The organism is Caballeronia sp. M1242, assembly GCF_017220215.1.
In the GTDB taxonomy this organism is placed as follows: domain Bacteria; phylum Pseudomonadota; class Gammaproteobacteria; order Burkholderiales; family Burkholderiaceae; genus Caballeronia.
In genome coordinates this window covers 16,304-41,988 of record NZ_CP071129.1, presented here as the reverse complement: position 1 = coordinate 41,988, position 25,685 = coordinate 16,304, and the positions used below count along the sequence as shown (strand labels likewise).

21 protein-coding genes and 1 tRNA gene are annotated in these 25,685 nt (G+C 64.5%); 6 read left to right on the top strand and 16 right to left on the bottom strand.

What is annotated here, in order from left to right; translation table 11 throughout:
• The first annotated feature begins 81 nt into the window (after positions 1-81).
• Complete coding sequence (gene mrdA, locus JYK05_RS00175) at positions 82-2,334, top strand: penicillin-binding protein 2 (protein WP_206467327.1); 2,253 nt, start codon at positions 82-84, stop codon at positions 2,332-2,334.
• Between the two features lie 10 nt (positions 2,335-2,344).
• Entirely contained in the window at positions 2,345-3,505 is a 1,161-nt protein-coding gene (rodA, locus tag JYK05_RS00170) for a rod shape-determining protein RodA (protein WP_371747360.1), read from the top strand.
• Between the two features lie 12 nt (positions 3,506-3,517).
• Here rodA and JYK05_RS00165 read toward each other — a convergent pair whose 3' ends face one another.
• The 14 genes from JYK05_RS00165 to def form a co-directional block, all read right to left on the bottom strand.
• Positions 3,518-4,225 carry a tetratricopeptide repeat protein gene (locus tag JYK05_RS00165; protein WP_206467326.1) on the bottom strand — a complete coding sequence of 236 codons (708 nt, stop codon included), beginning with the start codon at positions 4,223-4,225 and terminating at the stop codon, positions 3,518-3,520.
• Positions 4,222-5,004: an HpcH/HpaI aldolase/citrate lyase family protein gene (locus JYK05_RS00160; protein WP_206467325.1), complete on the bottom strand. Its 783-nt coding sequence runs from the start codon at positions 5,002-5,004 to the stop codon at positions 4,222-4,224. Before JYK05_RS00160 ends, JYK05_RS00165 begins: the two co-directional genes overlap by 4 nt.
• A 195-nt stretch (positions 5,005-5,199) precedes the next feature.
• Positions 5,200-5,646 carry a 6-carboxytetrahydropterin synthase QueD gene (gene queD / locus JYK05_RS00155; RefSeq protein WP_206467324.1) on the bottom strand — a complete coding sequence of 149 codons (447 nt, stop codon included), beginning with the start codon at positions 5,644-5,646 and terminating at the stop codon, positions 5,200-5,202.
• Positions 5,647-5,663: 17 nt separating this feature from the next.
• Positions 5,664-6,296 carry a 7-carboxy-7-deazaguanine synthase gene (gene queE / locus JYK05_RS00150; RefSeq protein ID WP_175938912.1) on the bottom strand — a complete coding sequence of 211 codons (633 nt, stop codon included), beginning with the start codon at positions 6,294-6,296 and terminating at the stop codon, positions 5,664-5,666.
• 46 nt (positions 6,297-6,342) lie between these two features.
• Positions 6,343-7,077 (bottom strand): 7-cyano-7-deazaguanine synthase QueC, encoded by a 735-nt coding sequence (gene queC / locus JYK05_RS00145; protein WP_206467323.1) that lies wholly within the window; start codon positions 7,075-7,077, stop codon positions 6,343-6,345.
• Positions 7,078-7,446: 369 nt separating this feature from the next.
• A tRNA-Phe gene (locus JYK05_RS00140) sits at positions 7,447-7,522 on the bottom strand.
• A 95-nt stretch (positions 7,523-7,617) separates the two neighbouring features.
• Positions 7,618-8,334, bottom strand: a complete 717-nt coding sequence (gene esaR, locus JYK05_RS00135; protein ID WP_206467322.1) for a response regulator transcription factor EsaR — start codon at positions 8,332-8,334, stop codon at positions 7,618-7,620.
• Positions 8,335-10,761, bottom strand: a complete 2,427-nt coding sequence (locus JYK05_RS00130; protein WP_175938907.1) for a PAS domain-containing sensor histidine kinase — start codon at positions 10,759-10,761, stop codon at positions 8,335-8,337. It abuts the gene before it with no gap.
• Positions 10,762-10,783: 22 nt separating this feature from the next.
• Positions 10,784-11,380: a DUF4390 domain-containing protein gene (locus JYK05_RS00125; RefSeq protein WP_175938905.1), complete on the bottom strand. Its 597-nt coding sequence runs from the start codon at positions 11,378-11,380 to the stop codon at positions 10,784-10,786.
• Positions 11,377-12,846: a 16S rRNA (cytosine(967)-C(5))-methyltransferase RsmB gene (gene rsmB / locus JYK05_RS00120; protein WP_206467321.1), complete on the bottom strand. Its 1,470-nt coding sequence runs from the start codon at positions 12,844-12,846 to the stop codon at positions 11,377-11,379. Before rsmB ends, JYK05_RS00125 begins: the two co-directional genes overlap by 4 nt.
• A gap of 147 nt (positions 12,847-12,993) precedes the next feature.
• Positions 12,994-13,848 (bottom strand): zinc metalloprotease HtpX, encoded by an 855-nt coding sequence (gene htpX, locus JYK05_RS00115; RefSeq protein ID WP_206467320.1) that lies wholly within the window; start codon positions 13,846-13,848, stop codon positions 12,994-12,996.
• A gap of 117 nt (positions 13,849-13,965) precedes the next feature.
• A complete protein-coding gene (locus JYK05_RS00110) occupies positions 13,966-14,613 on the bottom strand; it encodes a LysE family translocator (protein WP_206467319.1) in 648 nt (215 codons plus the stop codon).
• 28 nt (positions 14,614-14,641) lie between these two features.
• Positions 14,642-15,637, bottom strand: coding sequence for a methionyl-tRNA formyltransferase (gene fmt, locus JYK05_RS00105; protein WP_206467318.1), 996 nt, complete (start codon positions 15,635-15,637; stop codon positions 14,642-14,644).
• 51 nt (positions 15,638-15,688) lie between these two features.
• A complete protein-coding gene (gene def / locus JYK05_RS00100; RefSeq protein ID WP_206467317.1) occupies positions 15,689-16,192 on the bottom strand; it encodes a peptide deformylase in 504 nt (167 codons plus the stop codon).
• Positions 16,193-16,390: 198 nt separating this feature from the next.
• Between def and dprA the strand changes: the two genes are divergently transcribed.
• The 3 genes from dprA to JYK05_RS00085 all read left to right on the top strand — a co-directional run bounded on the left by dprA (position 16,391) and on the right by JYK05_RS00085 (position 20,888).
• The gene (gene dprA / locus JYK05_RS00095; protein WP_206467316.1) at positions 16,391-17,611 is read left to right on the top strand and encodes a DNA-processing protein DprA; all 1,221 of its coding nucleotides are present in this window, start codon (positions 16,391-16,393) and stop codon (positions 17,609-17,611) included.
• 72 nt (positions 17,612-17,683) lie between these two features.
• Positions 17,684-18,061 carry a thioredoxin family protein gene (locus tag JYK05_RS00090; protein ID WP_175938893.1) on the top strand — a complete coding sequence of 126 codons (378 nt, stop codon included), beginning with the start codon at positions 17,684-17,686 and terminating at the stop codon, positions 18,059-18,061.
• A gap of 169 nt (positions 18,062-18,230) precedes the next feature.
• The gene (locus tag JYK05_RS00085; RefSeq protein WP_206467315.1) at positions 18,231-20,888 is read left to right on the top strand and encodes a DNA topoisomerase III; all 2,658 of its coding nucleotides are present in this window, start codon (positions 18,231-18,233) and stop codon (positions 20,886-20,888) included.
• 88 nt (positions 20,889-20,976) lie between these two features.
• Here the strand turns inward: JYK05_RS00085 and JYK05_RS00080 are convergent, their stop codons facing one another.
• Both JYK05_RS00080 and JYK05_RS00075 read right to left on the bottom strand, forming a co-directional pair.
• Positions 20,977-22,074: a LysR family transcriptional regulator gene (locus JYK05_RS00080; RefSeq protein ID WP_175938889.1), complete on the bottom strand. Its 1,098-nt coding sequence runs from the start codon at positions 22,072-22,074 to the stop codon at positions 20,977-20,979.
• Between the two features lie 224 nt (positions 22,075-22,298).
• Positions 22,299-24,170: a phosphoenolpyruvate carboxykinase (GTP) gene (locus tag JYK05_RS00075; protein WP_206467314.1), complete on the bottom strand. Its 1,872-nt coding sequence runs from the start codon at positions 24,168-24,170 to the stop codon at positions 22,299-22,301.
• A 496-nt stretch (positions 24,171-24,666) separates the two neighbouring features.
• Here JYK05_RS00075 and JYK05_RS00070 point away from each other — a divergent pair, with 496 nt between their 5' ends.
• Positions 24,667-25,683, top strand: coding sequence for a D-2-hydroxyacid dehydrogenase family protein (locus tag JYK05_RS00070; RefSeq protein ID WP_175938885.1), 1,017 nt, complete (start codon positions 24,667-24,669; stop codon positions 25,681-25,683).
• Positions 25,684-25,685: the final 2 nt, after the last annotated feature.

The window sequence follows — 25,685 nt, the reverse complement described above, 5'->3', positions numbered from 1 at the left end:
GCGCGACACGGCGCCGATAAACGCCCGCGCGCCGACTACACTTGAATCGCGAAAGAATCGCGAACCACTCGCGAAACCTGCATGACCGAAATCAAGAACACCGAGCAACAGTTGTCGAAGTTCCGCCTGCGCGTCGCGGCGGCGGGACTGTTCGTGTTCGTCTGCTTCGGGTTGATCGGCCTGCGTTTTCTGTATTTGCAGGTCTGGCACTTCAGCAAGTACTCGTTGCAGGCCAACGAGAACCGCATCTCGGTCGCGCCGATCGTGCCGAACCGCGGCATCATCACGGACCGCAACGGCATCGTGCTGGCGAAGAACTACTCCGCCTACACGCTGGAAATCACGCCGTCGAAGATCAACGGCACGCTCGATGAAGTCATCGACGCGCTTTCGCAAGTCATCCCAATCGATTCGCGCGACCGGCGGCGTTTCAAGAAGTTGCTCGAGGACTCGAAGAATTTCGAGAGCCTGCCTATCCGCACGCGTCTCACCGACGAAGAAGTCGCCAAGTTCACGGCGCAACGCTTCCGCTTTCCCGGCGTCGAAGTGCGCGCGCGGCTGTTCCGGCAATACCCGCTCGGCACGACGGCGGCGCACGTGATCGGCTATATCGGCCGCATTTCGCAGCGCGATCAGGAACGCATCGACGATGCAAGCGACGAGAACGACGCGAATTCCGATCACTACGATCCGCGCCTCGACGCGAATAACTACAAGGGCACGGATTACGTCGGCAAGATCGGCGTCGAGCAGAGTTACGAAACCGAGCTGCACGGCCTGACCGGTTTCGAGGAAGTGGAAGTCACGGCGGGCGGCCGCCCGGTCCGCACCATGTCGCGCACGCAGGCGACGCCCGGCAACAACCTCGTGCTGTCGCTGGATATCGGCTTGCAGCAGGTCGCCGAGCAGGCGTTCGCGGGCAAGCGCGGCGCACTCGTCGCCATCGAGCCATCCACGGGCGACGTGCTCGCGTTCGTCTCCGCGCCGAGCTTCGATCCGAATTCTTTCGTCGATGGCATCGATCAGCAAACGTGGGACGCGCTCAACAATTCGCCGGACCATCCGCTCTTGAACCGTCCGCTGCACGGCACATATCCGCCGGGGTCGACGTACAAGCCGTTCATGGCGCTCGCCGCGCTCACGCTGCACAAGCGCACGCCCGGCTGGGGCTTTCAGGACCCCGGCTACTTCACTTTCGGCGGCCACACGTTCCGCAACGACGTGCGTTCGGGTCAGGGCTGGGTGGACATGAATCGCGCGATCGTCGTTTCCAACGACACGTATTTCTACATGCTGGCGCGCGACCTCGGCGTGAACGCGATGGCTGGCTTCATGAAACCGTGGGGCTTCGGCCAGATTACGGGCATCGACATCGCGGGCGAGGCGCGCGGCATTCTTCCGTCGACGGAGTGGAAGCGCAAGGCGTATCGCAAGCCCGAGCAGCAGCGCTGGTACGAAGGCGAGACCATCAGCCTCGGCATCGGCCAGGGCTACAACTCGTTCACTATCCTGCAACTCGCGCACGCCACGGCCACGCTCGCGAATAACGGCGTCGTGATGAAGCCGCACCTCGTGCGCGATATCGAGAACCCGATCAGCAAGGCGGTACGCCCGGTCGTGCGCGACCCGAGCGACAAGATCGCCGTGCGTCAGCAAGACATCGACGTCATCAAGCGCGCGATGGAAGGCGTGGTGACGAACGGCACGGCGGCGAAGGTGTTCGCGGGCGCGTCGTATCTCGCGGCCGGCAAGACGGGCACGGCGCAGGTCTATTCGCTGCAAGGCGCGAACTATCATGGCCACGCGACAGCCGAGCATCTGCGTGACCACGCGCTCTTCATCGCGTTTGCGCCGGCTGAGAATCCGAAGATCGCGCTGGCGCTGATCGTCGAAAACGGCGGCTGGGGCGCGGAAGCGGCCGGCCCGATCGCGCGAAAGGTGCTCGACTATTACCTGGTGGACCGGATGAAGCCGGGCGCCGAAGCGGCCGCCGTGGCCGCCGCTGCATCCGCGACGGAAGATGCCGGCCTGCCCGTGATCGGCGGCACGCAGCCGCCGGCTGCGGCTGCGCTCCCTGCGTCGGTGGCGAACCAGTCGCCGGCTCTCTCGCCGTCGGCGGCGTCTGATCCCGATGTCGCGAAGGCGGCTTCCGCGCCCGCCGTGCCGGCTGGCGGCCCCGCGTCCGCGCCCGCAGCCGCGCTGCCTGCGTCGGCCGCGCCGGGCCGCAAGCGCGGCCAAAAAGGCGCGCCGACCGAGCCGACGCCCACGATGGTGCGCGGCAACGCGGAGAACGGCGTGCGCACGTTCGCGCCGACCGGCGGCATCGACGAATAAGGAAATCGGCATGCAAGTGCATCTGCAATTCGACAAGCACGTGTGGATCGAGCGCGCGAAGCGCATGTTCGCGGGCTTCGACCGGCCGCTCGCGCTGATCGTTTTTCTTCTGCTGTGCGTCGGGATCGTGACGCTCTACAGCGCCAGCCTGGACGTGCCGGGCCGCGTGGAGGACCAGCTGCGCAATATCATGCTGACGTTCGGCCTGATGTGGGTTCTCGCGAACATTCCGCCACAGACGCTCATGCGCTTCGCCGTGCCGCTCTATACGGTGGGCGTGGCGCTGCTCGTCGCCGTGGCCGCGTTCGGGCTCACGCGCAAGGGCGCGAAACGCTGGCTGAACGTCGGCGTCGTCATTCAGCCGTCCGAGATCATGAAGATCGCGATGCCGCTCATGCTCGCGTGGTACTACCAGCGGCGCGAGAGCAACATTCGCTGGTGGGACTACATCGTCGGCTTCGTGATTCTGATGCTGCCCGTCGGCCTGATCGCGAAGCAGCCGGACCTCGGCACGGCGGTGCTCGTGTTCGCGGCGGGCGTGTTCGTCATCTATTTCGCCGGGCTCAGTTTCAAGCTGATCGTGCCGGTGCTCGCGGCGGCGGTGGTCGTGGTGGCGAGCGTCGCGGTGTTTCAGGACCGCATCTGCCAGCCCGAAGTCAACTGGCCGCTGATGCACGATTATCAGAAGCACCGCATCTGCACGCTGCTCGATCCGACATCCGATCCGCTGGGCAAGGGCTTTCACACCATTCAGGCGGTGATTGCAATCGGCTCGGGCGGCACGCTCGGCAAGGGCTGGCTCAAGGGCACGCAGGCGCACCTCGAATTCATCCCTGAAAAGCACACGGACTTCATCTTCGCGGTGTTTTCGGAAGAGTTCGGGCTGGCGGGCGGGCTCGTGCTGCTCTTTCTCTACATGGCGCTGATCGCGCGCGGGCTGTACATCGCGGCGAACGGCGCGACCTTCTTCGGGCGATTATTGGCCGGATCGCTCACGCTCGCGTTCTTCACCTACGCGTTCGTCAATATCGGCATGGTGAGCGGCATTCTGCCGGTCGTGGGCGTACCGCTGCCGTTCATGAGTTACGGCGGCACGGCGTTGACCACGCTGGGCGTCGCGGTCGGGCTCATCATGAGCGTCGCGCGACAGAAGCGGCTGATGCAAAGCTGACGCCGCGAGCGATTACTGCGGCTGCGCCTGTGGCCGCGGCTTCTGCTGCTCTATCTCGGCGCTCAACTGCAGGTATTTAAGCTTCGCAGCCGGATCACCCTGCGCCGCGGCCGCGGCGTAATACGCGCGCGCGACGTTGAGATTGCGCTCGACGCCATCGCCGCCGCGCTCATAGAACGATCCCGCGACGTACTGCGCCGTCATGTCGCCGCCCTGCGCGGCCTTCTTGTACCAGGTGAACGCCTGCGTGTTGTCGCGAGCGGTGCCGCGGCCGTCCAAAAACTGATTCGCGAGCGCCAACTCCGCCTGCACGTGCCCCTGATTGGCGGCGCGCAGGAACCATCGGTGCGCTTCCGCCGGGTCTTTCTCCACGAACTCGCCATCGTCGTACATCTTGCCGTAGACGTACTGCGCGTGCGTCATGTTCGCGTCTGCGGCGCGGCGCAGCCACTTCTTGCCTTCGGGCACGTCGGCGGCGCCGCCTTCGCCGTTGAGCAGCATCATCGCGTAATTGAACTGCGCGAGACGGCTGCCCTTCTCCGCCGCGCGACGAAACTCCGAGCGCGCGGCGACGAGGTTGCCCGCGTTGTAATCGGCGACGGCGTTTTGCGTCGCCAGATCGGTCGGCTTCGGCATGCCTTGCGCGTGCGCGCCGCCCGCCGTCATCAAGACGAACGCAGCCGATGCCGCCGCCACGCCGCCACGCCAAGCGCCCTTCATGCTCTGGCCTCCTGCAACGCCTGCCGCGTCGCCTTCAAGAGCCACATCACGTCGGCGGCAATCGAAACGAGCTTGATGCCCGCTTCCGCGTACTGCCGCGCGCTCGCGACATCGAGCGCGAAAATGCCGCTGCATTTGCCCGCGCGCTTCGCGGCGTCCGCGATTTTGGTGATGGCCGCGTGCACGTCCGGATGCTTGCTATCGCCGAGATGGCCGAGGCTCGCGGCGAGATCCGCCGGGCCGATGAACAAGCAATCGACGCCCGGCGTCGCGGCGATCTCATGGACGGCGGCAAGCGCCGCCACGGATTCGATCTGCACGATGGTCGCAATCTGCTCGTTCGCGCCGGACACATAGTCGCGCCGCATGCCGTACGCCGCCGCGCGAACAGCACCCGCAACGCCGCGCAGCCCTTCGAGCTGCGCCTCGGTCGGATAGCGCGTGAGCCGCACGATGCGCTCCGCGTCTTCCGCCGACTGCACGTTGGGGAACATCAACGTGCGCGCGCCGGCATCGAGCACGCGCTTGACGAGCCAGCCTTCCGCGAACGGCACGCGCACGACGGGCTCGGTCGGCAAGTGCGCGGCCGCTATCGCGCGAAGCTGCTCGACCACGTCGCGGCTATCGTTCGGCGAGTGTTCCATGTCGATGCACAGCCAGTCGAAGCCGGCGTGCGCGAGCGCTTCGGCGGCGTCGGCGCTGCACAGCGACAGCCACAGTCCGAAGAGCGGACCGGAATCGGCGAGACGTTGCTTGAGGGGATTGGTGAAGGTGCTCATCGCGCGGCTCCGTGGGAGCGCAATCTGCGCAATAGGCGCAACGCGAGGAAGGGACACGACTGAATGATTGACGGCATGTTGCGCTCCGGATGATCGACATGCACTGCGTGGCGTCGGCCAGAGTTGGCCGACTCACCGAGCGATCATACCGTGACAACGGCGCGGACGTTCGCCGCGCCTTCGACGCGCAAGCGCTTACGCGCGCTCCACGTCTGCCCAGCAGTTCGGCGTTTCGTACAGCCGCACGCGCTTGAGCTTGAGATCGACGCCATAGTGGGCGTCATAAACATCCGCGAGAATGCGGAATGCGACCGCCGCCATGTTCTCGACGGTCGGAATGCGGTCGAACACGACCGTCTTGTGATCCGCCATCGATTGCAGGAATTCGCGCACTTTCACGTCGCCTTCATAGACGATGAACGCGTGATCCCACTTGCTGACGAGGTGCTCCATCGCGAGCGATTTCACGTCGGCGAAGTCCATCACCATGCCGCGATCCGGCGCGCCTTCGGTATCGACGAGTTCGCCTTGCAGCGTGATTTCGAGCACGTAACGATGCCCGTGCAGATTGCGGCACTGGCTGCGGTGATCGGGAATGCGGTGGCCCGCATCGAATTCGAGTTTTCGGGTAATCGTCTGCACGTCGGCTCGATCGTCTTTCAGGGGATGTTCAGGTATTTGTGCGTCTGCATCGACAGCCGCCATTTCGGATGCCGCTTGCACCAGTCGATCGCGAGCTTCGTATTGATGTCGCGCGACGGGCCGTCCATCGGCTGCACGAGGAAGTACTCGAAGTCGAGCTTTTCGTATTCCGCGAGCCGTTGATTGTCCTGCGGCACGACGACCTTCAGCTCGTTGCCCTTCGTGACGACGAGCGGCGCGTCGGCCTTCGGGCTCACGCAAATCCAGTCGATGCTCTCCAGCACGGCCATCGACCCGTTCGTTTCGATCGCCATTTCGAAGCCCGCCGCGTGAAGCGCGTCGACGAACGGCTGGTCGATCTGCAACATCGGCTCGCCACCCGTGCACACGACGAACTTGTGCGCCGCGCCCTCGGGCCACAGCGACGCGATCTTCGCGACGAGGTCCGCCGGCGTCTTGTACTTGCCGCCGTTCTCGCCGTCCGTGCCGACGAAATCCGTGTCGCAGAAGCGGCACACCGCATCCGCGCGGTCTTCCTCGCGGCCCGACCACAGATTGCAGCCGGCGAAGCGGCAGAACACGGCCGGACGCCCGGCGTTCGCGCCCTCGCCCTGCAACGTGTAGAAGATTTCCTTTACCGCGTACGTCATGACTGCTCTGTCGTCCGTGTGATCTGGCTGTGGTCTGTCTTCGAATTCAGACCGGTTCGATGGTGACCTGCTCGCCCGCGCGATACGCCTCGTAGCCGCGCTTGCGCAGCTTGCACGCCGGGCACTGGCCGCAGCCGAAGCCCCATTCGTGCAGCTCGGAACGCTCGCCGACATAGCATGTATGCGTTTCCACGCGAACGAGTTCGACGAGCGCTTCGCCGCCGAGCGCTTCCGCGAGACGCCAGGTGTCGGCCTTGTCGAGCCACATGAGCGGCGTTTCCAGCGCGTAGCGCGTTTCCATGCCGAGATTCAGCGCCACCTGCAACGCTTTCATGGTGTCGTCGCGGCAATCGGGATACCCGGAGAAATCCGTCTCGCACATGCCGCCGACGAGCACCTTCAATCCGCGCCGATACGCGAGCGCCGCCGCAATCGTCATGAACAGCAGATTGCGGCCCGGCACGAAGGTGTTCGGCAGGCCGTTCGCGGTCGACTGAATCTCGATCTCGCGGGTCATGGCCGTATCGCTGATCGCGCCGAGCACCGACAAGTCGATCATGTGGTCTTCGCCGAGCCGCTCGGCCCAATGCGGGAACTCACGCACGACCGCTGCGCGAAACCCGTCGCGGCATTCCAGTTCAACGCGATGCCGCTGGCCATAATCGAAGCCGAGCGTCTCGACGGTCTTATACCGTTCGAGCGCCCATGCAAGGCACGTGGCCGAGTCCTGTCCGCCGGAAAACAGCACGAGAGCGCTGTCCTTCGCGTCTATCCGAGTCACCGTGAAAACTCCGTGTATGAGATTGGCGTCGTGCGCCGCATGGCCGGTGGAATAACCGGCGTCGCGCTGAACACGCGCGCTGCGGCGATCTGCGAATCCAGTATAGGCCGGTGGCGTTTTGTCGGACGCAGGCGGCCCTTATGCCTCCGATAGCAGCCAGCGAGGCCATTGCCCGATGCTTTGGGGCATCGAAAAGAAAAGGACTTGCGGTCCGAGGACGAGGCAAGTCCTTAATTCGACGCGGATTTTATCACGCTGAACGATTGTTCGCCGCGCTCGCCGTCCGGCGTTTTGGGCGCATGAGCGCACCACCCGACGCCGCAAATGAAAAAGCCCGAGAGCGAAAACACTCTCGGGCTTCTTGCATTCTGGTGGCCTGGGGCGGAATCGAACCACCGACACGCGGATTTTCAATCCGCTGCTCTACCAACTGAGCTACCGGGCCAACGAAGAAGTGAGACTATATCAGAGACAGGCACGGTGCTCAAGCCTTTCACCGAAATTTTCACGCTTTCGTCCTGATCGGCTCGCCCGTGCCGCTCAAACTTCGCTCTTGTTCTTTCCGAGATCGACGCCGAGCTGCTTCAGCTTCCGGTACAGGTGCGTGCGCTCCAGCCCCGTCTTTTCCGCGACGCGCGTCATGCTGCCGTTCTCGCGCGCGAGGTGATATTCGAAGTACGCGCGTTCGAACGCGTCGCGGGCATCGCGCAGTGGAATGTCGAACGAGATCGACGCCGTCTGCCCCGCCTGACTCTGCCCCGCGCCGCCCGCGCCCGAATCGCCCGTCGATGCGTTCAGCGCCGAAGCCGTCGGCAGCGCCGCCGCGATCGGCACGCCCGAGCTACCCGCGTTCAGCGCAGGCTTGGTCGCCGCCACCGCAGCGGGCGCCGCCGTGCCGTGCGCGAGTCCCTGCTCGACCGCCTTCAATAGCTTCTGCAGCGCGATGGGTTTCTCGAGAAAGTTGAGCGCGCCGATCTTCGTCGCTTCGACGGCCGTGTCGATGGTCGCGTGGCCCGACATCATGATGACCGGCATCGTGAGCTTGCCTTGCGCGGCCCATTCCTTCAGAAGCGTGACGCCATCGGTATCGGGCATCCAGATGTCGAGCAGAACGAGATCGGGTGTCTGCTGCAAGCGGTATTCGCGCGCGTGCTGCGCGTTCTCCGCCACGTCCACCACGTGCCCCTCGTCGCTCAGGATCTCGGAGAGCAGTTCCCGGATCCCCATTTCATCGTCTACCACCAGGATGGTTGCCATTTAAGCTGCCCTTGTCTGCACTGTTGCTTTTGTCGTTCCCTGTTTCGCGGCTGCCGGAGTCGAAGGCGCTGCGCCATCGGCGGCGGTGTCGTCCGCGAGTTGAAGAAACAGAATCGAGATTTGCGCGCCTTCCACCACGTCGCCTGTTTTCGACCGATTGCGAATGTCGATGCGCGCGCCATGCTCGTCGACGATCTTCTTTACCGTTGCAAGTCCCAGACCCGTGCCCTTCGCCTTCGTGGTCACGTAAGGCTCGAACGCCCGCGACAGGATGCGCGCGGGAAAGCCCGCGCCGTTATCCGAAACGCTCAGACGAACCGCGACGCGCGCATGACCCGAGGCATCGGGCTCGCCATATTCTACTGTCCTCGTTTCGAGCAGCACGCGCGGCTCCGGCACATCGGCGACGGCGTCCTGCGCGTTCTGCAGCAGGTTGTGGATGACCTGACGAATCTGCGTCGCGTCGCCCCGGATCACGGGCAGCTTCGCGAGATCCACCTTGATCGGGCTCTTGCCTTCTTCGATGCCGTAAAGCGCCAGCACTTCGCCGACGAGATCGTTCAGTTGCAGGTTGCCGAGCACGGCGGGCGGCGTGCGCGCGTATTCGCGGAAGTCGTCGACCATGTGCTTCATGGCCTGCACCTGATTCACGATGGTCGTCGATGCGCGCTTGAGCACTTCGGCATCTTGCGGCGCGAGCTTGTCGGCGAGCTTCATTTGCAGACGCTCGGCGGAAAGCTGAATAGGCGTGAGCGGATTCTTGATCTCATGCGCGAGACGCCGCGCCACTTCGCCCCACGCCACGGAACGCTGCGCGGAGATGACGTCGGAGATGTCGTCGAAGACGACGACATAGCCGGTGGTCTCCGCGTCTTCGGTATCGCTCTCGGTGGCGCTCAGCAATTGCGTGCCGCGCACGAGCAGCGTCAGCGGATCGTTCTCACCCGGCACGGTCACGGCCACCTGCTGCTGCCAGTGCCCGCGATCTCCTGTCGGATGCCCGCTGCCGATAGCCGCCGCATCGCGCTCGGCGAACGCTTTCTTCACCATCGCGCCGAATTCAGCGAGCACGTCGATCTGATCGAGCGAATGGCCCTGCAACGCGCGGAACGGCTGCCGAAAGATACGCTCCGCGCCGCGATTCGCGGTGGTGAGCCGGAACTGCCGGTCGAACACGAACACGCCCGCCGTGAGGTTCGCGAGAATGCTTTCGAGATACGCCTTCGAATGTTCGAGCGCGATGCGGTTGTTCTCCACCGCCGCGCGCGCTTCCGAAAGCTGGCGCGTCATCGCATTGAAGGACTGCGTGAGGAAGCCGAGTTCATCGCGCGAATTGATCTCGCGTTTGGGCGTGTAGTCGCCTTCGGCCACTTCCTTCGTGCCTTGCGCGAGCAGGAAGAGCGGCCGCGCAAGCTGATTGCCGAGCGCGAGCGCGAGCATCATCGCGATGAAGGTGGCGAGGAAGAGCGCGAGCGTCAGCGTGCCGATATACATCTTGCGCAAGCCGGTACGCCCGAGCCGCTTTTCCTGATACTCGCGATACGCGCGCTGCACGGCGTCGGCGTTGCGCGCGAGTTCCTGACTCACCGGCTGCTCGATCTGCAAGAAGCGGTCGACGTGCTGGAATTCGGTGGTCGTCGTCGGGTCCGGAATCTTCGTAATGACGCGCAGCCGCAGCGCGCCCTTCGGCCCGTTCGATTTCGGATCGCCGTCGATTTCGCCTTCTATCGCGCCGAACGGACGATCCTGCGCTTCCTTCAGCATGGCGCTGGTCGGCTCGTTCGTGGGCAAGAGCGAATAGTAGTTGCCCGACGCCTGCGCGATGGTCCGCAAGCCCGCCACGCGCTGCAACGGTCCTCCCGCGTTCAGGTCTTCGCGGTTGTACTGATCGCGCGGACGCTCGAACACGACGGCGTCCTGCACACCGAACTGATCGCGCAGGCGCAAGAGCGTCAGCGTGAGGCTCGACGGATCGGCGCTCGCGAGTTGATCGCTCATTTGCCGGCCGCGGTTTTTGAAATCCGCGAGCGACGTTTCGAGCATGCCGCGCCCGAGCGTCAAGCCCGACGTGAGCGCGGTTTCCACGTTCACATCGAACCACGACTCGATGCTTCGGGACACGAACTGATACGACACGACGTAGATGATAGCGCCCGGCAGCACGCCCACGAGCGCGAAGATCAGCGCGAGCTTGGCAAGGAGCCGCGTGCCGAAGCGCCCCTGCCGCACGCGCGACACGATAATCAGCGTCAGGCTGATGACGATCAGCATGAAGATGAGCGCCACCGCCACGTTCGCCGCGTAGAGCCAGCCGTAATAGCGGTCGAAGAATTCGGTATTCGCGCTCGCGAGCGCGAGCATCACGAGCAGCAGAACCGCCGTGAGCGCGACTGTGGTGACCAGCAACCGGACCACGAAACTCTTCATGTCCGTGCGGCCGCGTCGAAATCTATTTCGCACGTTCCGCCGCCGTAAAAGTGAACCGCTTCCAGTCAGAGGACAGGTTCCAGTCGCGGTTGTTGACCGCGTCGATCTGGAACGGCTTGGGCATCAGCGCGATATCCAACTGCATGCGCACCGATGCGGTGTACGTTTCTCCGCCATGTACCTGATTACGGTCGATCACATGCCACGACGCCACATGCTTGATGACCGCGAGCGCCTCATTGAGCGAAGCGAAGCGCAATTGCAAGCCGCCCGTCGAGACGCGGTACTCGTTCGTGAGCGGCTGATAGGAGAGCCGAATGCTTTGCGATACGGTGACCGGCTCTTCGTCGAACCAGTACCAGCGCGGCCGTGAAAGCGTGAAGTCGATGGTGAAGTAGAGCGGCACACTGCGATTCACGGCTTCTTCGAGGCTGCTGTTGAGATCGAAGTCGAAGTGCGCATCGAGGCTCCAGCCGTTGTTATCCGCCTGCAAGGACGCGCGCTGCACCGAGATGGTCTCGGCGAAGGCGGGCGCAGCCGGCATGAAACTCAGCCAGAGCGTCAGCGCAGTCCAGATGACGGCCGCGAGCCGAAGCGGAAGAAAGCGTTTGATCGTCACCGTTTCTGAAAGCGCGCGTAGAAGAATCCGTCGTGATCCGCGAAGGTTTCCGCGTTGAAACTCGACGGCGGACCTGCGTTCTCTGCCTCGCCGGAACCGGCGCGTTCGGCATGTGTACCATCCGGTGACGCTTGAACCGCACCCGCGCTTGCGCGCGCCGCTGTCGGCAACAGTTGCCCCGGCGCGTCCAATCGTACCGCATCTTCATGCGACGCTCCAAACCAGCGGGCTTGTTCTTCGCCCTCTTCCGGGAAGATGGAGCACGTCACGTAGAGCAGTTCGCCGCCTTTCGCGACGAGCGGCCACAGCGCCGCGAGAATGCGCCGTTGTTCAGCGACGAGCGCGGCGATGTCGGACGAACGACGCAGCCAGCGAATGTCCGGATGACGCCGCACGATGCCCGACGCAGAACACGGCACGTCCGCGAGGATGCGATCGAACGGCGCGCCGTCGAACCACTGCGACGGATCGCCTGCATCGCCCACGCGAATGTCCGCTTGCAGCTTGAGCCGCTCCAGGTTCTGCGCGATGCGGCCCGCGCGCGTCGCATCGCTTTCCAGCGCGACGAGTTCGACGTTCGCCAGCTCCAGAATGTGGCCGGTCTTGCCGCCGGGCGCGGCGCACGCGTCGAGCACGCGCATGCCGTCGCGGACATTGAGCAACTGCGCGGCGAGCTGCGCGCCCGCGTCCTGCACGGACACGACGCCGTCTGCGAAGCCGGGAATGCGATCGACCGGCATCGGCGTGTTCAGCCGAACCGCGTGCTGCCCCGCTGCGCGCGCTTCGATGTGTTCGGACGTCAGGACGTCCAAATAGGCGCTCACGCTCATGTGCCGCGCATTCACGCGCAACGTGAGCGGCCCCTGCACGTTGCCCGCCGCGAGAATGCGCTCCCACGCGTCGGGCTGGGCGCGCTTCACAGCGTCGATCCACCATTGCGGATAGTTCCAGCGCGCGACGGGGCTTTGCATCGCTTCGGCGATAAGCGCGTCGCGTTCGCGCAGGAAGTTGCGCAGCACCGCGTTCACAAGCCCCTTCGCGAAGGAGAACTCGCGCCGCGCGGCGATCGAACTCACCGCCTGATCGACCACGGTGAACGGCGCATACGCCGCGTGCGCTTCGTCGTCCGCCAGCAAAGCGAACGCGCACGCGAGCACGTTGCTCACATGCGGCGGCGGCGCCTTGCGCACGAGCTTGTGCAAGAGCGCATCGGCGAGCGCGAGCCTTCGCATCGTGCGATACGCGATGTCCTGAATCGCGCCACGCGCCGCCGCATGCTTGCCCGACGCCGCGACCGTCTGGATGGCCGCGGGCAACGCCGAACCTGCCCGGACCGCGCCGACGGCTTGCGCCGCGCCGTCGAGCGCGAACGCGAGCGAATCGGGCGCGAGATGCAGCGCGCTCATGCGAGCGTGCCCGTGCGGCGGGTGCGCGGCGGCGGATCGCCGGGAAGGCTTGTCTGTCATGTCGAGATGGGGTTTTGCGGCTGACGCGCGCATATCAAACGACGATTGTAACGTGCGCCACAAAGGCGACCGATGCGCCGGGAACAAAGAAAAAGGCCGCCCGGACGTGCCGGAGCGGCCTTGCTTTCGACTACCGACGCGACGCGCTTACATGCGCCCGGTCCGCGCCATTTCCATGAGACGCGCGACGCGCTCTTCGGTGGCCGGGTGCGTCGAGAACAGATTCGCGATGCTGCCGCCGGACAGCGGATTCATGATCATCATCTGCGCGGTGGCAGGGTGCGCTTCCGCCGTCGGGAACGGCACGCCGGACGCGTACGCATGAATCTTCTCCAGCGCGCTCGCGAGCGCCTGCGGATCGCCCGAGATCTGCGCGCCGCCGCGGTCCGCCTCGAACTCGCGCGCGCGGGAAATCGCCATCTGGATCATCGCGCCCGCGATCGGCGCGAGAATCGCCACGGCAATGCTCGCGATCGGATTGGCCGGACGGCCTTCCTCGTCGCGGCCGCCGAAGAACATCGCGAAGTTCGCGAGCGCCGAGATCGCGCCGGCCATCGTCGCGGAGATGGTCGAGATGAGAATGTCGCGATGCTTCACGTGCGCCAGTTCGTGCGCCATCACGCCACGCATTTCGCGCTCGGACAGCACGCGCAGGATGCCGGTCGTCGCCGCGACCGCCGCGTGCTCCGGATTGCGGCCGGTGGCAAACGCGTTCGGCGCGTCTTCGTTGATGAGATAGACGCGCGGCATCGGCAATTGCGCGCGCGTGGCCAGCTCGCGCACCATGCGATAGAACTGCGGCGCGGTGGTTTCGTCGACTTCCTGCGCGTTGTACATGCGCAGGACCATCTTGTCCGAGAACCAGTACGAGAAGAAATTCATGCCGAGCGCGACGACGAGCGCGAGCATCATGCCCTTCGACCCGCCGATCATGCCGCCGATCACGACGAAAAGGGCCGTGATCGCTGCCATCAGCATCGCGGTTTTGACCCAGTTGAACATATGCAGAGCTCCTTCTCCCTAAACACGGTGCGCCATTTGCGCGGTGGTCCCGCCCACGTCGGCCGGGACGCTCATTGTAAGCAAAACGTTAGATAGGGGCATCCGCAAAAAATTCAACTATCGGTGGGAGGTGGCCAGTTTGATGCCGAGACCGACGAACGCGCCGCCCACGCCGCGATCCAGCCACTTCTTCACGCCCGGTTTCCCGGAGAAGCGCTGCGTGACGCTGCCCGCGATCCACGCGACGAAGCTGTTCCAGACGGTGCTCATCGCGATGAACACGAGGCCGAGCGTGAGAAACGCGAGCGTTTTGTGCTGGCTGTCGGCCGCGACGAACTGCGGGAAAAACGAGACGAAGAAGAGCACGACCTTCGGGTTGAGCACGTTGGTGACAAAGCCCTGCGTGAAAAGCTGGCGCAGCGACTTCGGCGCGGTCCTGGCGCTGGCTTTGGCGGATGCCACGTCGCTCGCGGCCTCGTGCTTCGTGAAAATCAGCCGCACGCCGAGGTAAATCAGATAGATCGCGCCCGCGATCTTGACGACGGTGAATGCCGTCGCCGATGCCGCGAGGATCGCCGTGAGGCCGAACGCGCAGGCGAGCGTATGCACGACGCATCCCGCCGAAATGCCGAGCGCCGACACAATGCCCGCGCCGCGCCCTTGCGCGACGCTGCGCCCGACGATGTACGCGGTGTCCGGCCCCGGCGTGACGTTCAGCAGGAACACGGCGACGAGAAAGAAGGCGAAACCTGTAATGCCGAGCATGGCGACCCCGAGAAACGTGAGCGACTTTTTATTCTATGCTGCGCGCGTCTTCGTGAACGGCGAAACGTTGCCCCTTCGACAGAGGCGTTCCCGCCAGAAATTCGCGCGCCGCGAGCCGCTTGCCGCCCGGCTTCTGTAGCTGCGTCAGCTTGAGCGCGCCGTAGCCGCAAGCCACGACGATGCCTTCCGCGGAGACGTCCAGAATGACGCCCGGCTGCTGCCCGTGCGCATCGTTAAGCGGCTGCGCCGACCAGATCTTGATCGCCGTGTCGTCCAGCGTGCCGGCAGCGCCCGGGAACGGATCGAACGCGCGGACTTGTCGCGCGAGTTCGTCCGCCGGGCGACGCCAGTCGAGCGCCGCCTCGTGCTTCGCGATCTTTTCAGCGTAGGTGGTGCCGTCTTCGGGCTGAGGCGTGGCGGGAAGCGTGCCGTCGCGTTCGAGATCGCGCAGGGCCGCGACGATCAGTTCCGCGCCCATCTGCGCGAGCCGGTCGTGCAGCGTGGCGGTGGTGTCGTCCGGAAGGATGGGCGTGCGGACTTCGCGGATCATGGCGCCGGTGTCGAGACCGGCGTCCATCTGCATGAGCGTGATGCCCGTTTGCGCGTCGCCCGCTTCGATTGCGCGATGGATCGGGGCGGCCCCGCGCCAGCGCGGCAACAGCGATGCGTGAATATTGATCGCGCCGCGCGGCGGGATATCGAGCACTTCCTGCGGCAGGATCAGGCCGTAGGCCGCCACGACCATCACATCGTGCGGCGTGGCGCGCAACAAATCGATGGCTTGCGCCGCCTCTTCCGGGTATTTGCCCGCACGCCTGAGCGATGTCGGCTGCGCGACCGGCAGACCGTGCTCCACCGCGAAACGCTTGACCGGACTGGCGGTCAGTTTCATGCCGCGACCGGCGGGGCGATCGGGCTGCGTGAGAACGAGAGGAACCGGAAAGCCTGCCGCGTGGATGGCCGCGAGGGCCGCGGCGGCGAATTCAGGCGTACCGGCGAAAACGACACGCAGCGATTGAGTCATCGGAGAAAGCGCCGTTCGGCGCGCCTGCAAAAACGTGAATCGTACCGCCGGTTACAGCGCCTTTTCGAGCTTTTTCATCTTCCCGCGAATGCGCGTCTGCTTGAGTTGCGACAGATATTCCACGAAGACGTGCCCGTCCAGGTGATCGATTTCGTGCTGCACGCACACGGCGAGCAACCCTTCGCAATCGAGCTCGAACGTCTCGCCCTTCTCATTGAGCGCCCTCACGCGAACCCGGTCCGGCCGCTCGACGACGTCGTAAATGCCCGGCACCGACAGACAGCCCTCTTCCCAGTCCTTCTTGACCTCGCTCGCCCAGACGATTTCCGGATTGATGAAGACCATCAGTTCGTCGTGCGCGTCCGAAACGTCGATGACGATCACGCGCTCGTGCACGTCCACCTGCGTCGCCGCGAGGCCGACGCCGGGCGCGGCGTACATCGTCTCGGCCATGTCGGCGACGAGCTTGCGGATGCGGTCGTCCACCACGGCGACGGGCTTCGCCACCTTGTTCAGCCGCTTGTCCGGGTAGTTAAGTATCTTGAGCAGAGCCATGATTCGGATTATCTACACGCGCCACGACGCGGTGAAGTCGGCCATTCGGCCAGGTTGCGGGGGCCTTGCGGCTTGCCGAAGATATGCGGGCGAATCCACGGGATTCAACGCCGCCGGCAAGCGGCAGACAGCGTCGCTACGGACCGGCAGCGCGGCCGGGCGACGATTCATTATTTGTACGGGATCAAAAATCTTAACATGACGACCGACACCCTGCCGACCGACCCGGCGCCCCTTGCTGAAAGCGCCTCGCCGACAACCGAATCCGACGAATTTCGCGCGTGGCTGCGGCTCGCGCACGCGAAAGGCTTGCGCCCGCTCGCGCTGCGCACATTGCTCGGCGCGTTCGGCGGGCCGCTCGAAGTGCTGTCGGAGAGCTTCGCCGCGCTCGCCCGCGCCACGGACGAAAGCGCGGCGAAAGCCGTGACCGCGCCGCCAGCGGACGTCGAAGGCGTTCCCTTCGATGACTATATTGAATGCGTGCGCGATTGGGCGTCCGAGCCCGGCAATCATCTGCTCACGCTGGCGGACGCCCAGTATCCGCAGGCGCTCTTGACCATGCCCGACCCGCCGCCCGTGCTCTACGCGAAAGGGCGGCTCGACGTGCTTCAGTCGCGGGCGGTGGCGATCGTCGGCAGCCGGAACGCGACGCCGCAAGGCGCGGAAGACGCGCGGCGCTTCGCACGGGCGCTTTCGGATGCCGGACTCGCCGTCGTATCGGGGCTCGCGCTCGGCATCGACGCCGCCGCGCATCGCGGCGCGCTCGACGGCCGCGCGGGGACGATCGCCGTCATCGGCACGGGCGCGGATCTCGTGTATCCGGCGCACAACCACACGCTCGCGCACGAAATCGCCCGCGACGGCGCGATTCTGTCGGAATGGCCGCTCGGCACGCCCGCGCGATCCGCGAACTTCCCGCAGCGCAACCGGCTGATCGCGGGATTGTCGAGCGGCGTGCTGATCGTCGAAGCCGCGATGCGCTCGGGTTCGCTCATCACCGCGCGCCTGGCCGCCGAGATCGGGCGCGACGTTTTCGCGATTCCCGGATCGATTCACGCGCCGCTGTCGCAGGGCTGCCACCGGCTCATCAAACAGGGCGCGAAGCTCGTCGAAACGCCGGAAGACGTGCTCGAAGAGTTCGGCTTCCCGGCCGCTCAGGCGCCCGCGTCGGGCCGGCGCGGCAAGCCGCGAGCGCCGAGCGCGTCGTGGGCGTCCGCACGCGTGCCTGCCGACGCCCCGACGGACGACGCCGAACGCGTGCTCGCCGCGCTCGGTCACGCGCCCGCGACGCTTGAAATTCTGGCCGAGCGTACCGATCTCGACGGCGCGGCGCTTCAAGGCGCGCTGCTCCAGCTCGAACTCGCCGGGCTGGCGACGGCGCTGCCGGGCGGCCGGTACGGGGCGCTCGAACGCTCCTGAGCCCGCCTCGTGCTACATTCGCGAGAAATTGCGCCGCACGGCTTTGCCATAAGAAAGGATTGTCTCCAACCCATGTCCGCGTTCAATCTCGATACCGACGCCGAACAAATCGCCGAACGCCTCGCCGTGCCGGGCACGCTGTTCGTCGCCTGCCTGTGCGCGGAGTGGTGCGGAACGTGCCGGGATTATCGCGACGGCTTCAATAAGCTGGCCGACGCGCATCCGGACATCTGCTTCGCGTGGATCGACATCGAGAACCAGGCGGACCGCTTCGATGACCTGGACGTCGAAAATTTCCCGACCATTCTCATCGAGGATTCCGTCACGACCCGATTTTTCGGCACGGTGCTGCCGCAGGTCTCAATCGTCGAGCGCATGCTCACGGACCTCACCGCCCTGCCCGACATGACCGGCGCGCCCAAGCTGCGCCCGGCGCTTGCTATAGCGTAGACAAAACGGATCGGCGCCACCCGGTTGCGCCTTCCGAAACGCGCCCGGGCGCCGCTTCGCCGGGCGTCGTTATCGAAACCGCGACGCTCACGGCGCAAACCGTGTGCTATAAAGCGGTCGTTAAAGCGGTCCAAACGGGGCCGCTGCCAGTTCCCAACCATATTGAGTCATGTCCAAAGCCCTGATCATCGCTGAGAAGCCCTCCGTCGCGAACGACATCGCGCGCGCGCTGGGCGGCTTCACCAAGCATGACGAGTACTACGAGAGCGACGACTACGTGCTCTCGTCCGCGGTCGGCCACCTGCTGGAAATCGCCGCGCCGGAGGAATACGACGTCAAGCGCGGCAAATGGAGCTTCGCGAACCTGCCGGTGATTCCGCCGCATTTCGATCTGAATCCCATCGCGAAAAGCGAATCGCGGCTGAAGGTCCTGACCAAGCTCTTGAAGCGCAAGGATATCGACCGGCTCATCAACGCATGCGACGCGGGGCGCGAGGGCGAGCTGATCTTCCGCCTCATCGCGCAGCACGCCAAAGCGAAGCAGCCCATCCAGCGCCTCTGGCTTCAGTCGATGACGCCCGCCGCCATCCGCGAAGGCTTCGCGAATCTGCGCAGCGACGCGGACATGCAGCCGCTTGCGGACGCCGCGCGTTGCCGCTCGGAGGCGGACTGGCTCGTCGGCATCAACGGCACGCGGGCGATGACCGCGTTCAACAGCAAGGGCGGCGGTTTCTTTCTGACGACCGTCGGCCGCGTTCAGACGCCAACTTTGTCGATCGTCGTCGAACGTGAAGAGAAAATTCGCCGGTTCGTGCCGCGCGACTATTGGGAAGTGCGCGCGGAATTCATCGCGGCGAAGGGACTTTACGAAGGCCGCTGGTTCGACCCGAAGTTCAAGCGCGTCGAGAACGATCCCGAGCAGCGCGACTCGCGTCTGTGGAGTCTCGCGGCGGCTGAATCGGTCGTCGCGGCGTGCCGCGGCAAAACCGGCACGGTGACGGAAGAATCGAAGCCGTCCACGCAGATGTCGCCGCTCCTCTTCGACCTGACGAGCCTTCAGCGCGAAGCCAACAGCCGCTTCGGCTTCTCGGCGAAGAACACGCTCGGGCTCGCGCAGGCGCTCTATGAGAAGCACAAGGTCCTGACCTACCCGCGTACGGATTCGCGCGCGCTGCCGGAAGACTACTTGGGCACGGTCAAGGAAACGCTGACCATGCTCAAGGAGAGCAACAACTACTTGCCGTTTGCCAAGCAGGTGCTCGACAAGGGCTGGGTGAAGCCGAACAAGCGCATCTTCGACAACTCGAAGATCAGCGACCACTTCGCCATCATTCCGACGCTGCAAGCGCCCAAAGCGCTGTCCGAGCCCGAGCAGAAGCTGTATGACCTCGTCGTGAAGCGGTTCCTGTCGGTGTTCTTCCCGGCGGCGGAGTACCTCGTCACCACGCGCATCACCGAAGTCTCGGGGCATCACTTCAAGACCGAAGGCAAGGTGCTCGTGGAGCCGGGCTGGTTGCAGGTCTACGGCCGCGAAGCCGCGGGCGAGGAAGGCAATCTGGTGCCGGTGCAGAAGGGCGAAACGGTCGACGTCGAGAAGGTCGAGGCGCATGGGCTCGTGACCAAGCCGCCCGCGCGTTACAACGAGGCGTCGCTGCTGTCGGCGATGGAAGGCGCGGGCAAGCTCGTCGAGGACGAGGAATTGCGCGAAGCGATGGCCGCGAAGGGCCTCGGCACGCCGGCCACGCGCGCCGCCATCATCGAAGGGCTGCTCGGCGAGAAGTACATGGTGCGCGAGGGCCGGGAGCTGATCCCGACCGCCAAGGCGTTCCAGTTGATGACGCTCTTGCGCGGGCTCGGCGTCGAGGAACTGACCGCGCCGGAGTTGACCGGCGAATGGGAGCACAAGCTCTCGCAGATGGAGCGCGGAAATCTGCATCGGGACGCGTTCATGCAGGAAATCGCGCGCATGACGCAGACCATCGTGAAGCGCGCGAAGGAATACGACTCCGACACGATTCCCGGCGATTACGCGACGCTGGAGACGCCGTGCCCGAATTGCGGCGCGCAGGTGAAGGAGAACTACCGGCGCTTTGCGTGCACGAAGTGCGAGTTCTCGATCTCGAAGATTCCGGGCGGCCGTCAGTTCGAGATCCCGGAAGTCGAGGAACTGCTGCGCGAGAAGACCATCGGTCCGCTGTCGGGTTTTCGCAGCAAGATGGGACGTCCGTTTTCGGCCATTCTCAAGCTCGCGTTCGACGACGAGATCAAGAACTTCAAGCTGGAGTTCGATTTCGGTCAGGACACCGGCGGCGAGGACGGCGAACCGCCCGATTTCTCCGAGCAAACGCCCGTCGGCGCGTGTCCGAAGTGTCAGTCGCGCGTGTTCGAGCACGGCATGAGCTTCGTGTGCGAGAACTCGGTCGCGAATCCGAAGACCTGCGATTTCCGCTCGGGCAAAGTGATCTTGCAGCAAGAAATTGCGCGCGAGCAGATGGAGAAGCTGCTGAACGAAGGCCGCACCGATCTGCTGACGAACTTCAAGTCGTCGCGGACGGGGCGCAACTTCAAGGCGTATCTCGTCAAGCAACCGGACGGCAAGATCGGCTTCGAATTCGAGAAGAAAGAGGCCAAGCCGGGCGCGAAGACAGCGGCGGCGAAGCGGGGCGCGACCGCCGATGCCCAGACCGACAGCGCGGACGAAGGCGATAGCGACGTCGCCGTAGCCGCGAAGACGACACGGAAGGCGGCCACCAAGACGGTCGCGGCAAAGAAGGCCCCGGCGAAGAAAGCGGCGGCAAAGAAGACGGCGGCGCGTAAAGCGAGTTGATCCGCCGCGCCGGCCTAAAAGCAAAAAGCCCGCGAAGCGATTCGCGGGCTTTTTTTGTCCGATGCGCGCTACGAACGCGCGCTGTCAATCAGAACGGCGACGCTGCCGGCACGCGCCCTCGCGTTCGCGAAGGCTTCGCCAGCTTCGGGCCGAGTTCGCCGTCCATCGAGCGGGAACGCGGCGCGGGCGGCGGCGCTTTGGCTTCATCGGCGTGAGCGTAGTGGGCTTCCGCGCTGCTCGCGGCCGCCGGCTTGCCGATGCCATCGCGAATCCATTGCTCGCCGAGCTGATGATTCGGCGTCTGGCTGAAGTGCTCGACGAGATGATCGATGAACGTTCGAACCTTCGCGGGCAAGTGCCGCCGGCTCGGATACGCGACGTTGATTTCGACCTGCGGCAGCTGATAGTCGCCGAGCAGCCGCACCAGTTGATTTCGGTTCATGTCGTTGCCGATCAGATAGCTCGGCAAAATCGCGATGCCCATGCCGAGCAACGCGAACTGCCGCAGCATCTCGGTATTGTTCGCGATGATCACGTTCTGCGGCCGCACGCGCACTTCGCCGTCCGGACCCGTGAACACGCGCTCGTCGCCCCAATACTCGGACGGCAGACTCAGGCACGGATGCTCCAGCAAATGTTCCGGCCGCGTCGGCGTGCCGTGCTTTTCGAGGTATTCGGGCGTCGCGCACACGGTCATGCAGCCCGTGGTCAGGCGTCGCGTCACGACGCTCGCGCTCTTCACCTGCCGCGCAATGACGATGCCGACATCGAACCCTTCCTCGACGAGATCGACCTGGCGGTCCACCAGCGTCACGTCGGGCACGACTTTCGGATAGCGCTGCGCGTACGTCTGCAAGACGGGCGCGAGATTGTGCAGCCCGAACACGACCGGCGCGACAATGCGCAGGGAACCTAGCGGCTCGTGATTGCGCGCGACCACCATCTGTTCGACATCTTCGAGTTCATCGAGAATCTGGCGCGCCCGCTCAAGATACACCTGACCGGATTCCGTGAGCGAAAGGCTGCGCGTCGTGCGGTTGAGCAGACGCGTGCCGAGACGACTTTCCAGATCGGCGACGTGGCGCGTCGCCACCGCGTTCGAGATGTCCATCGCGCTTGCGGCCCGGGCAAAACTGCCAAGATCGGCCACGCGAACGAACACCTTCATCGACTGCAAATGATCCATGGGACAACTCCTGCCGCCACGCGGCTATAAATCCTGCTGCAAGGCAATTCAGAATTATCCTAGGACTCGAAGATTCGTGCAGAAGTTGCGGACCCGCCGTCGTTTTTAGGAAAAAATCGTGAGGGAAGCGGCTTCGGCGGAGAAAGATGACCGTTCGGTCATCTTCTTGGAGGGAAGGCGCGCCCGGCAGCGTCAGCCACCGGGCGACTGCAACGCAAAGACGATCAGGCGGCCAGACGCTTTTCCATGTCCGCCTTGGCTTCCGGAAGCGCGTCCGGCAGCCCTTGCTGAAGCTTTGCGAACAACTCGTCGTGCAGAGTGAGTTCGTCGCGCCACGCGGCGTCGTTCACCGAGATGACCTGCTGGAATTGCTCGCGCGTGAAATCGAGCGCGCCCCAGTCGATGTCTTCATAGCGCGGCGAGATGCCGAACGCGTGTTCCTCGCCGCTCGCCGTGCCTTCGATGCGACCGACCATCCAGTTCAGCACGCGCATGTTCTCGCCGAAGCCCGGCCACACGAACTTGCCGTCCTCGCCCTTGCGGAACCAGTTGACGCAGAAGAACTTCGGCGGCTTCGCGTTCTGCGCTTGCAGGCGCTCGCCCATCTTGAGCCAATGTCCGAAGTAGTCGCTCATGTTGTAGCCGCAGAACGGCAACATCGCGAACGGATCGCGGCGCACGACGCCCTGCTGGCCCGCCGCGGCGGCCGTGGTTTCGGACCCCATCGTCGCGGCCATGTAGACGCCTTCCTTCCAGTCGCGCGCTTCGGTCACGAGCGGCACCGTGTTCGAGCGCCGTCCGCCGAAGACGAACGCGTCGATCGGCACGCCGGCCGGGTTCTCCCAGTCCGGATCGATCGACGGACACTGCGACGCGGGCGCAGTAAACCGCGCGTTCGGGTGCGCGGCCTTCGCGCCGGTCTCCTTCGCGATTTCCGGCGTCCAGTCGCGGCCCTGCCAGTCGATCAGATGGGCGGGCGGCGCGTCGGTCATGCCTTCCCACCAGACGTCGCCGTCGTCGGTCAGCGCGACGTTCGTGAAGATCACGTTCTCCTTGAGCGTCGCCATCGCGTTGAAGTTGGTCTTTTCGCTCGTGCCCGGCGCGACGCCGAAATAGCCCGCTTCCGGGTTGATCGCGTAGAGACGGCCGTCGCGGCCCGGCTTGATCCACGCGATGTCGTCGCCGATGGTCGTCACTTTCCAACCATTGAGGTCGGAAGGCGGAATCAGCATCGCGAAGTTGGTCTTGCCGCACGCGGACGGGAACGCCGCCGCGACGTGGTACTTGCGCCCTTGCGGCGACGTGACGCCCAAAATCAGCATGTGCTCGGCGAGCCAGCCCTCGTCGCGGCCCATGGTCGATGCAATGCGCAGCGCGAAACACTTCTTGCCGAGCAGCGCGTTGCCGCCGTAGCCCGAGCCGAAGCTCCAGATCTCGCGCGATTCGGGGAAATGCACGATGTACTTCGTGTCGTTGCACGGCCACGGCACGTCCTTGCGGCCGTCCGCGAGCGGCGCGCCGACCGAGTGCACGCACGGCACGAACTCGCCGTCCGCGCCGAGCACGTCGTACACCTCGCGGCCCATGCGCGTCATGATGCGCATGTTCGTGACGACGTACGGGCTATCCGACAGTTCCACGCCGATATGCGCGATAGGCGAGCCGAGCGGGCCCATCGAGAACGGCACGACGTACATCGTGCGGCCGCGCATGGCGCCGTCGAAGAGGCCGTCGAGCGTCGTGCGCATTTCCTGCGGGTCGATCCAGTTGTTCGTCGGGCCGGCGTCTTCGCGACGCTGCGAGCAGATGAACGTTCTATCCTCGACGCGCGCCACGTCCGATGGATCGGAGCACGCGAGGTACGAGTTCGGGCGTTTTTCGGGATTGAGCTTCTTCATGGTGCCGGCGGCGACCATCTGTGCGCAGAGCCGGTCGTATTCCTCTTGCGAGCCGTCGCACCAGACGATGCGTTCCGGCTTGGTGAGCGCCGCGACGCGTTGAACCCATTCGATCAGTCTTGCGTGCCGGACGTAGGCCGGCGCTTCGACGTCGATGGCATTGTTATTGTTTTGTTCGACTACTGCGGGCTGGTTCATCGAGCTGTCTCCGTTCTTCTGCAATGAAAAACCGCGCGCCCGGACGCTGCGTGCGAGAGGCGTTTCGACGGGACCGCAGGCGCTTCACGTGACAGTGCTCACGCGAATGCGGTCGACCGACCGAGTGCGGCGTCCTCGGGGCTTGACTCTTGCTGACCTCCCGGCGCTTCCCAGTGGCTTGCGCCGCAAAGGAACAAACTGTTAAAAAGAGATACTAAGCGGCCTGTCCCCTTGCTGATTACCGTGTTTTCCGCAATGGGCGCCGCGATTTTCACTTTTCGACGCGGACCTTTATCCGCCGCCGATTAAGGGGAAGCAAGCGGGAATCAAGCATAACACCGCATCGCAGCGAGACATTGACGCTGCGCATAAAGCACAGGTTTCGGCGGAATAGCACGGATTTATCGGTAATTACCCGAAGTTAATCCTCGCTTCTTTCAATCGCCGGTTAGACGACGCAGCAGGTTTAATGCCCAACAATACGCAATCACATTCCATGAAAATCGCCATTCTCGACGACTACCAGGACGCCGTTCGGAAGCTCGACTGCTTCCATCTGCTCGATGACCATGAGGTGAAGGTCTTCAATAACACGGTGCGTGGGCTCGGACAGTTGGCTAGCAGACTGTCGGAAGTGGACGCGCTGGTGCTCATTCGTGAACGCACGCGCATTAGCTCGCAGTTGCTCGATAAATGCCCGAAGTTGCGCATGATTAGTCAGACCGGTCGCGCGGGCGGCGGCCATATCGACATCGACGCGTGTACGGAGCGCGGAATCGCGGTACTGGAAGGAACCGGTTCACCCGTCGCGCCGGCCGAATTGACGTGGGCGCTCATCATGGCGGCGCAGCGGCGCATTCCGCAGTACGTCGCGAATCTGAAGCAAGGCGCGTGGCAACAGTCGGGATTGAAGACGTCCGCGCTGCCGCCGAACTTCGGGCTCGGGCAAGTGCTTCGCGGTCAGACGCTCGGCATCTGGGGCTACGGAAAGATCGGCAGGCTGGTGGCGGGCTACGGCAAGGCGTTCGGCATGAACGTGCTGGTGTACGGCCGCGAGCACTCGCAAGAGGCGGCGCGCGAGGACGGCGTGGCGATCGCGGAAAGCCGTGAAATGCTGTTCGAGCAGAGCGACGTGCTGACCGTGCATTTGCGTCTGAACGATGAAACACGCGCCATCGTCAAAACGGACGATCTCATGCGCATGAAGCCGACCGCGCTTTTCGTCAACACGAGCCGCGCGGAACTGCTCGAAGAGAACGCGCTTCTGAATTCGCTGCATCACAACCGGCCGGGCATGGTCGCGGTGGACGTCTACGAAAGCGAGCCGATTCTGCAAGGCTACGGGCTCTTGCGCATGGAGAACGTGATCTGTACGCCGCACATCGGCTACGTGGAGCGCGAAAGCTACGAGCTGTACTTCAGCGCGGCGTTCAAGAACATTCTCGCGTTCGATGCCGGCGATATGTCGAGCGTGGCGAATCCGGAGGCGCTCCAGCACGCGCGCCGCCGTTGACG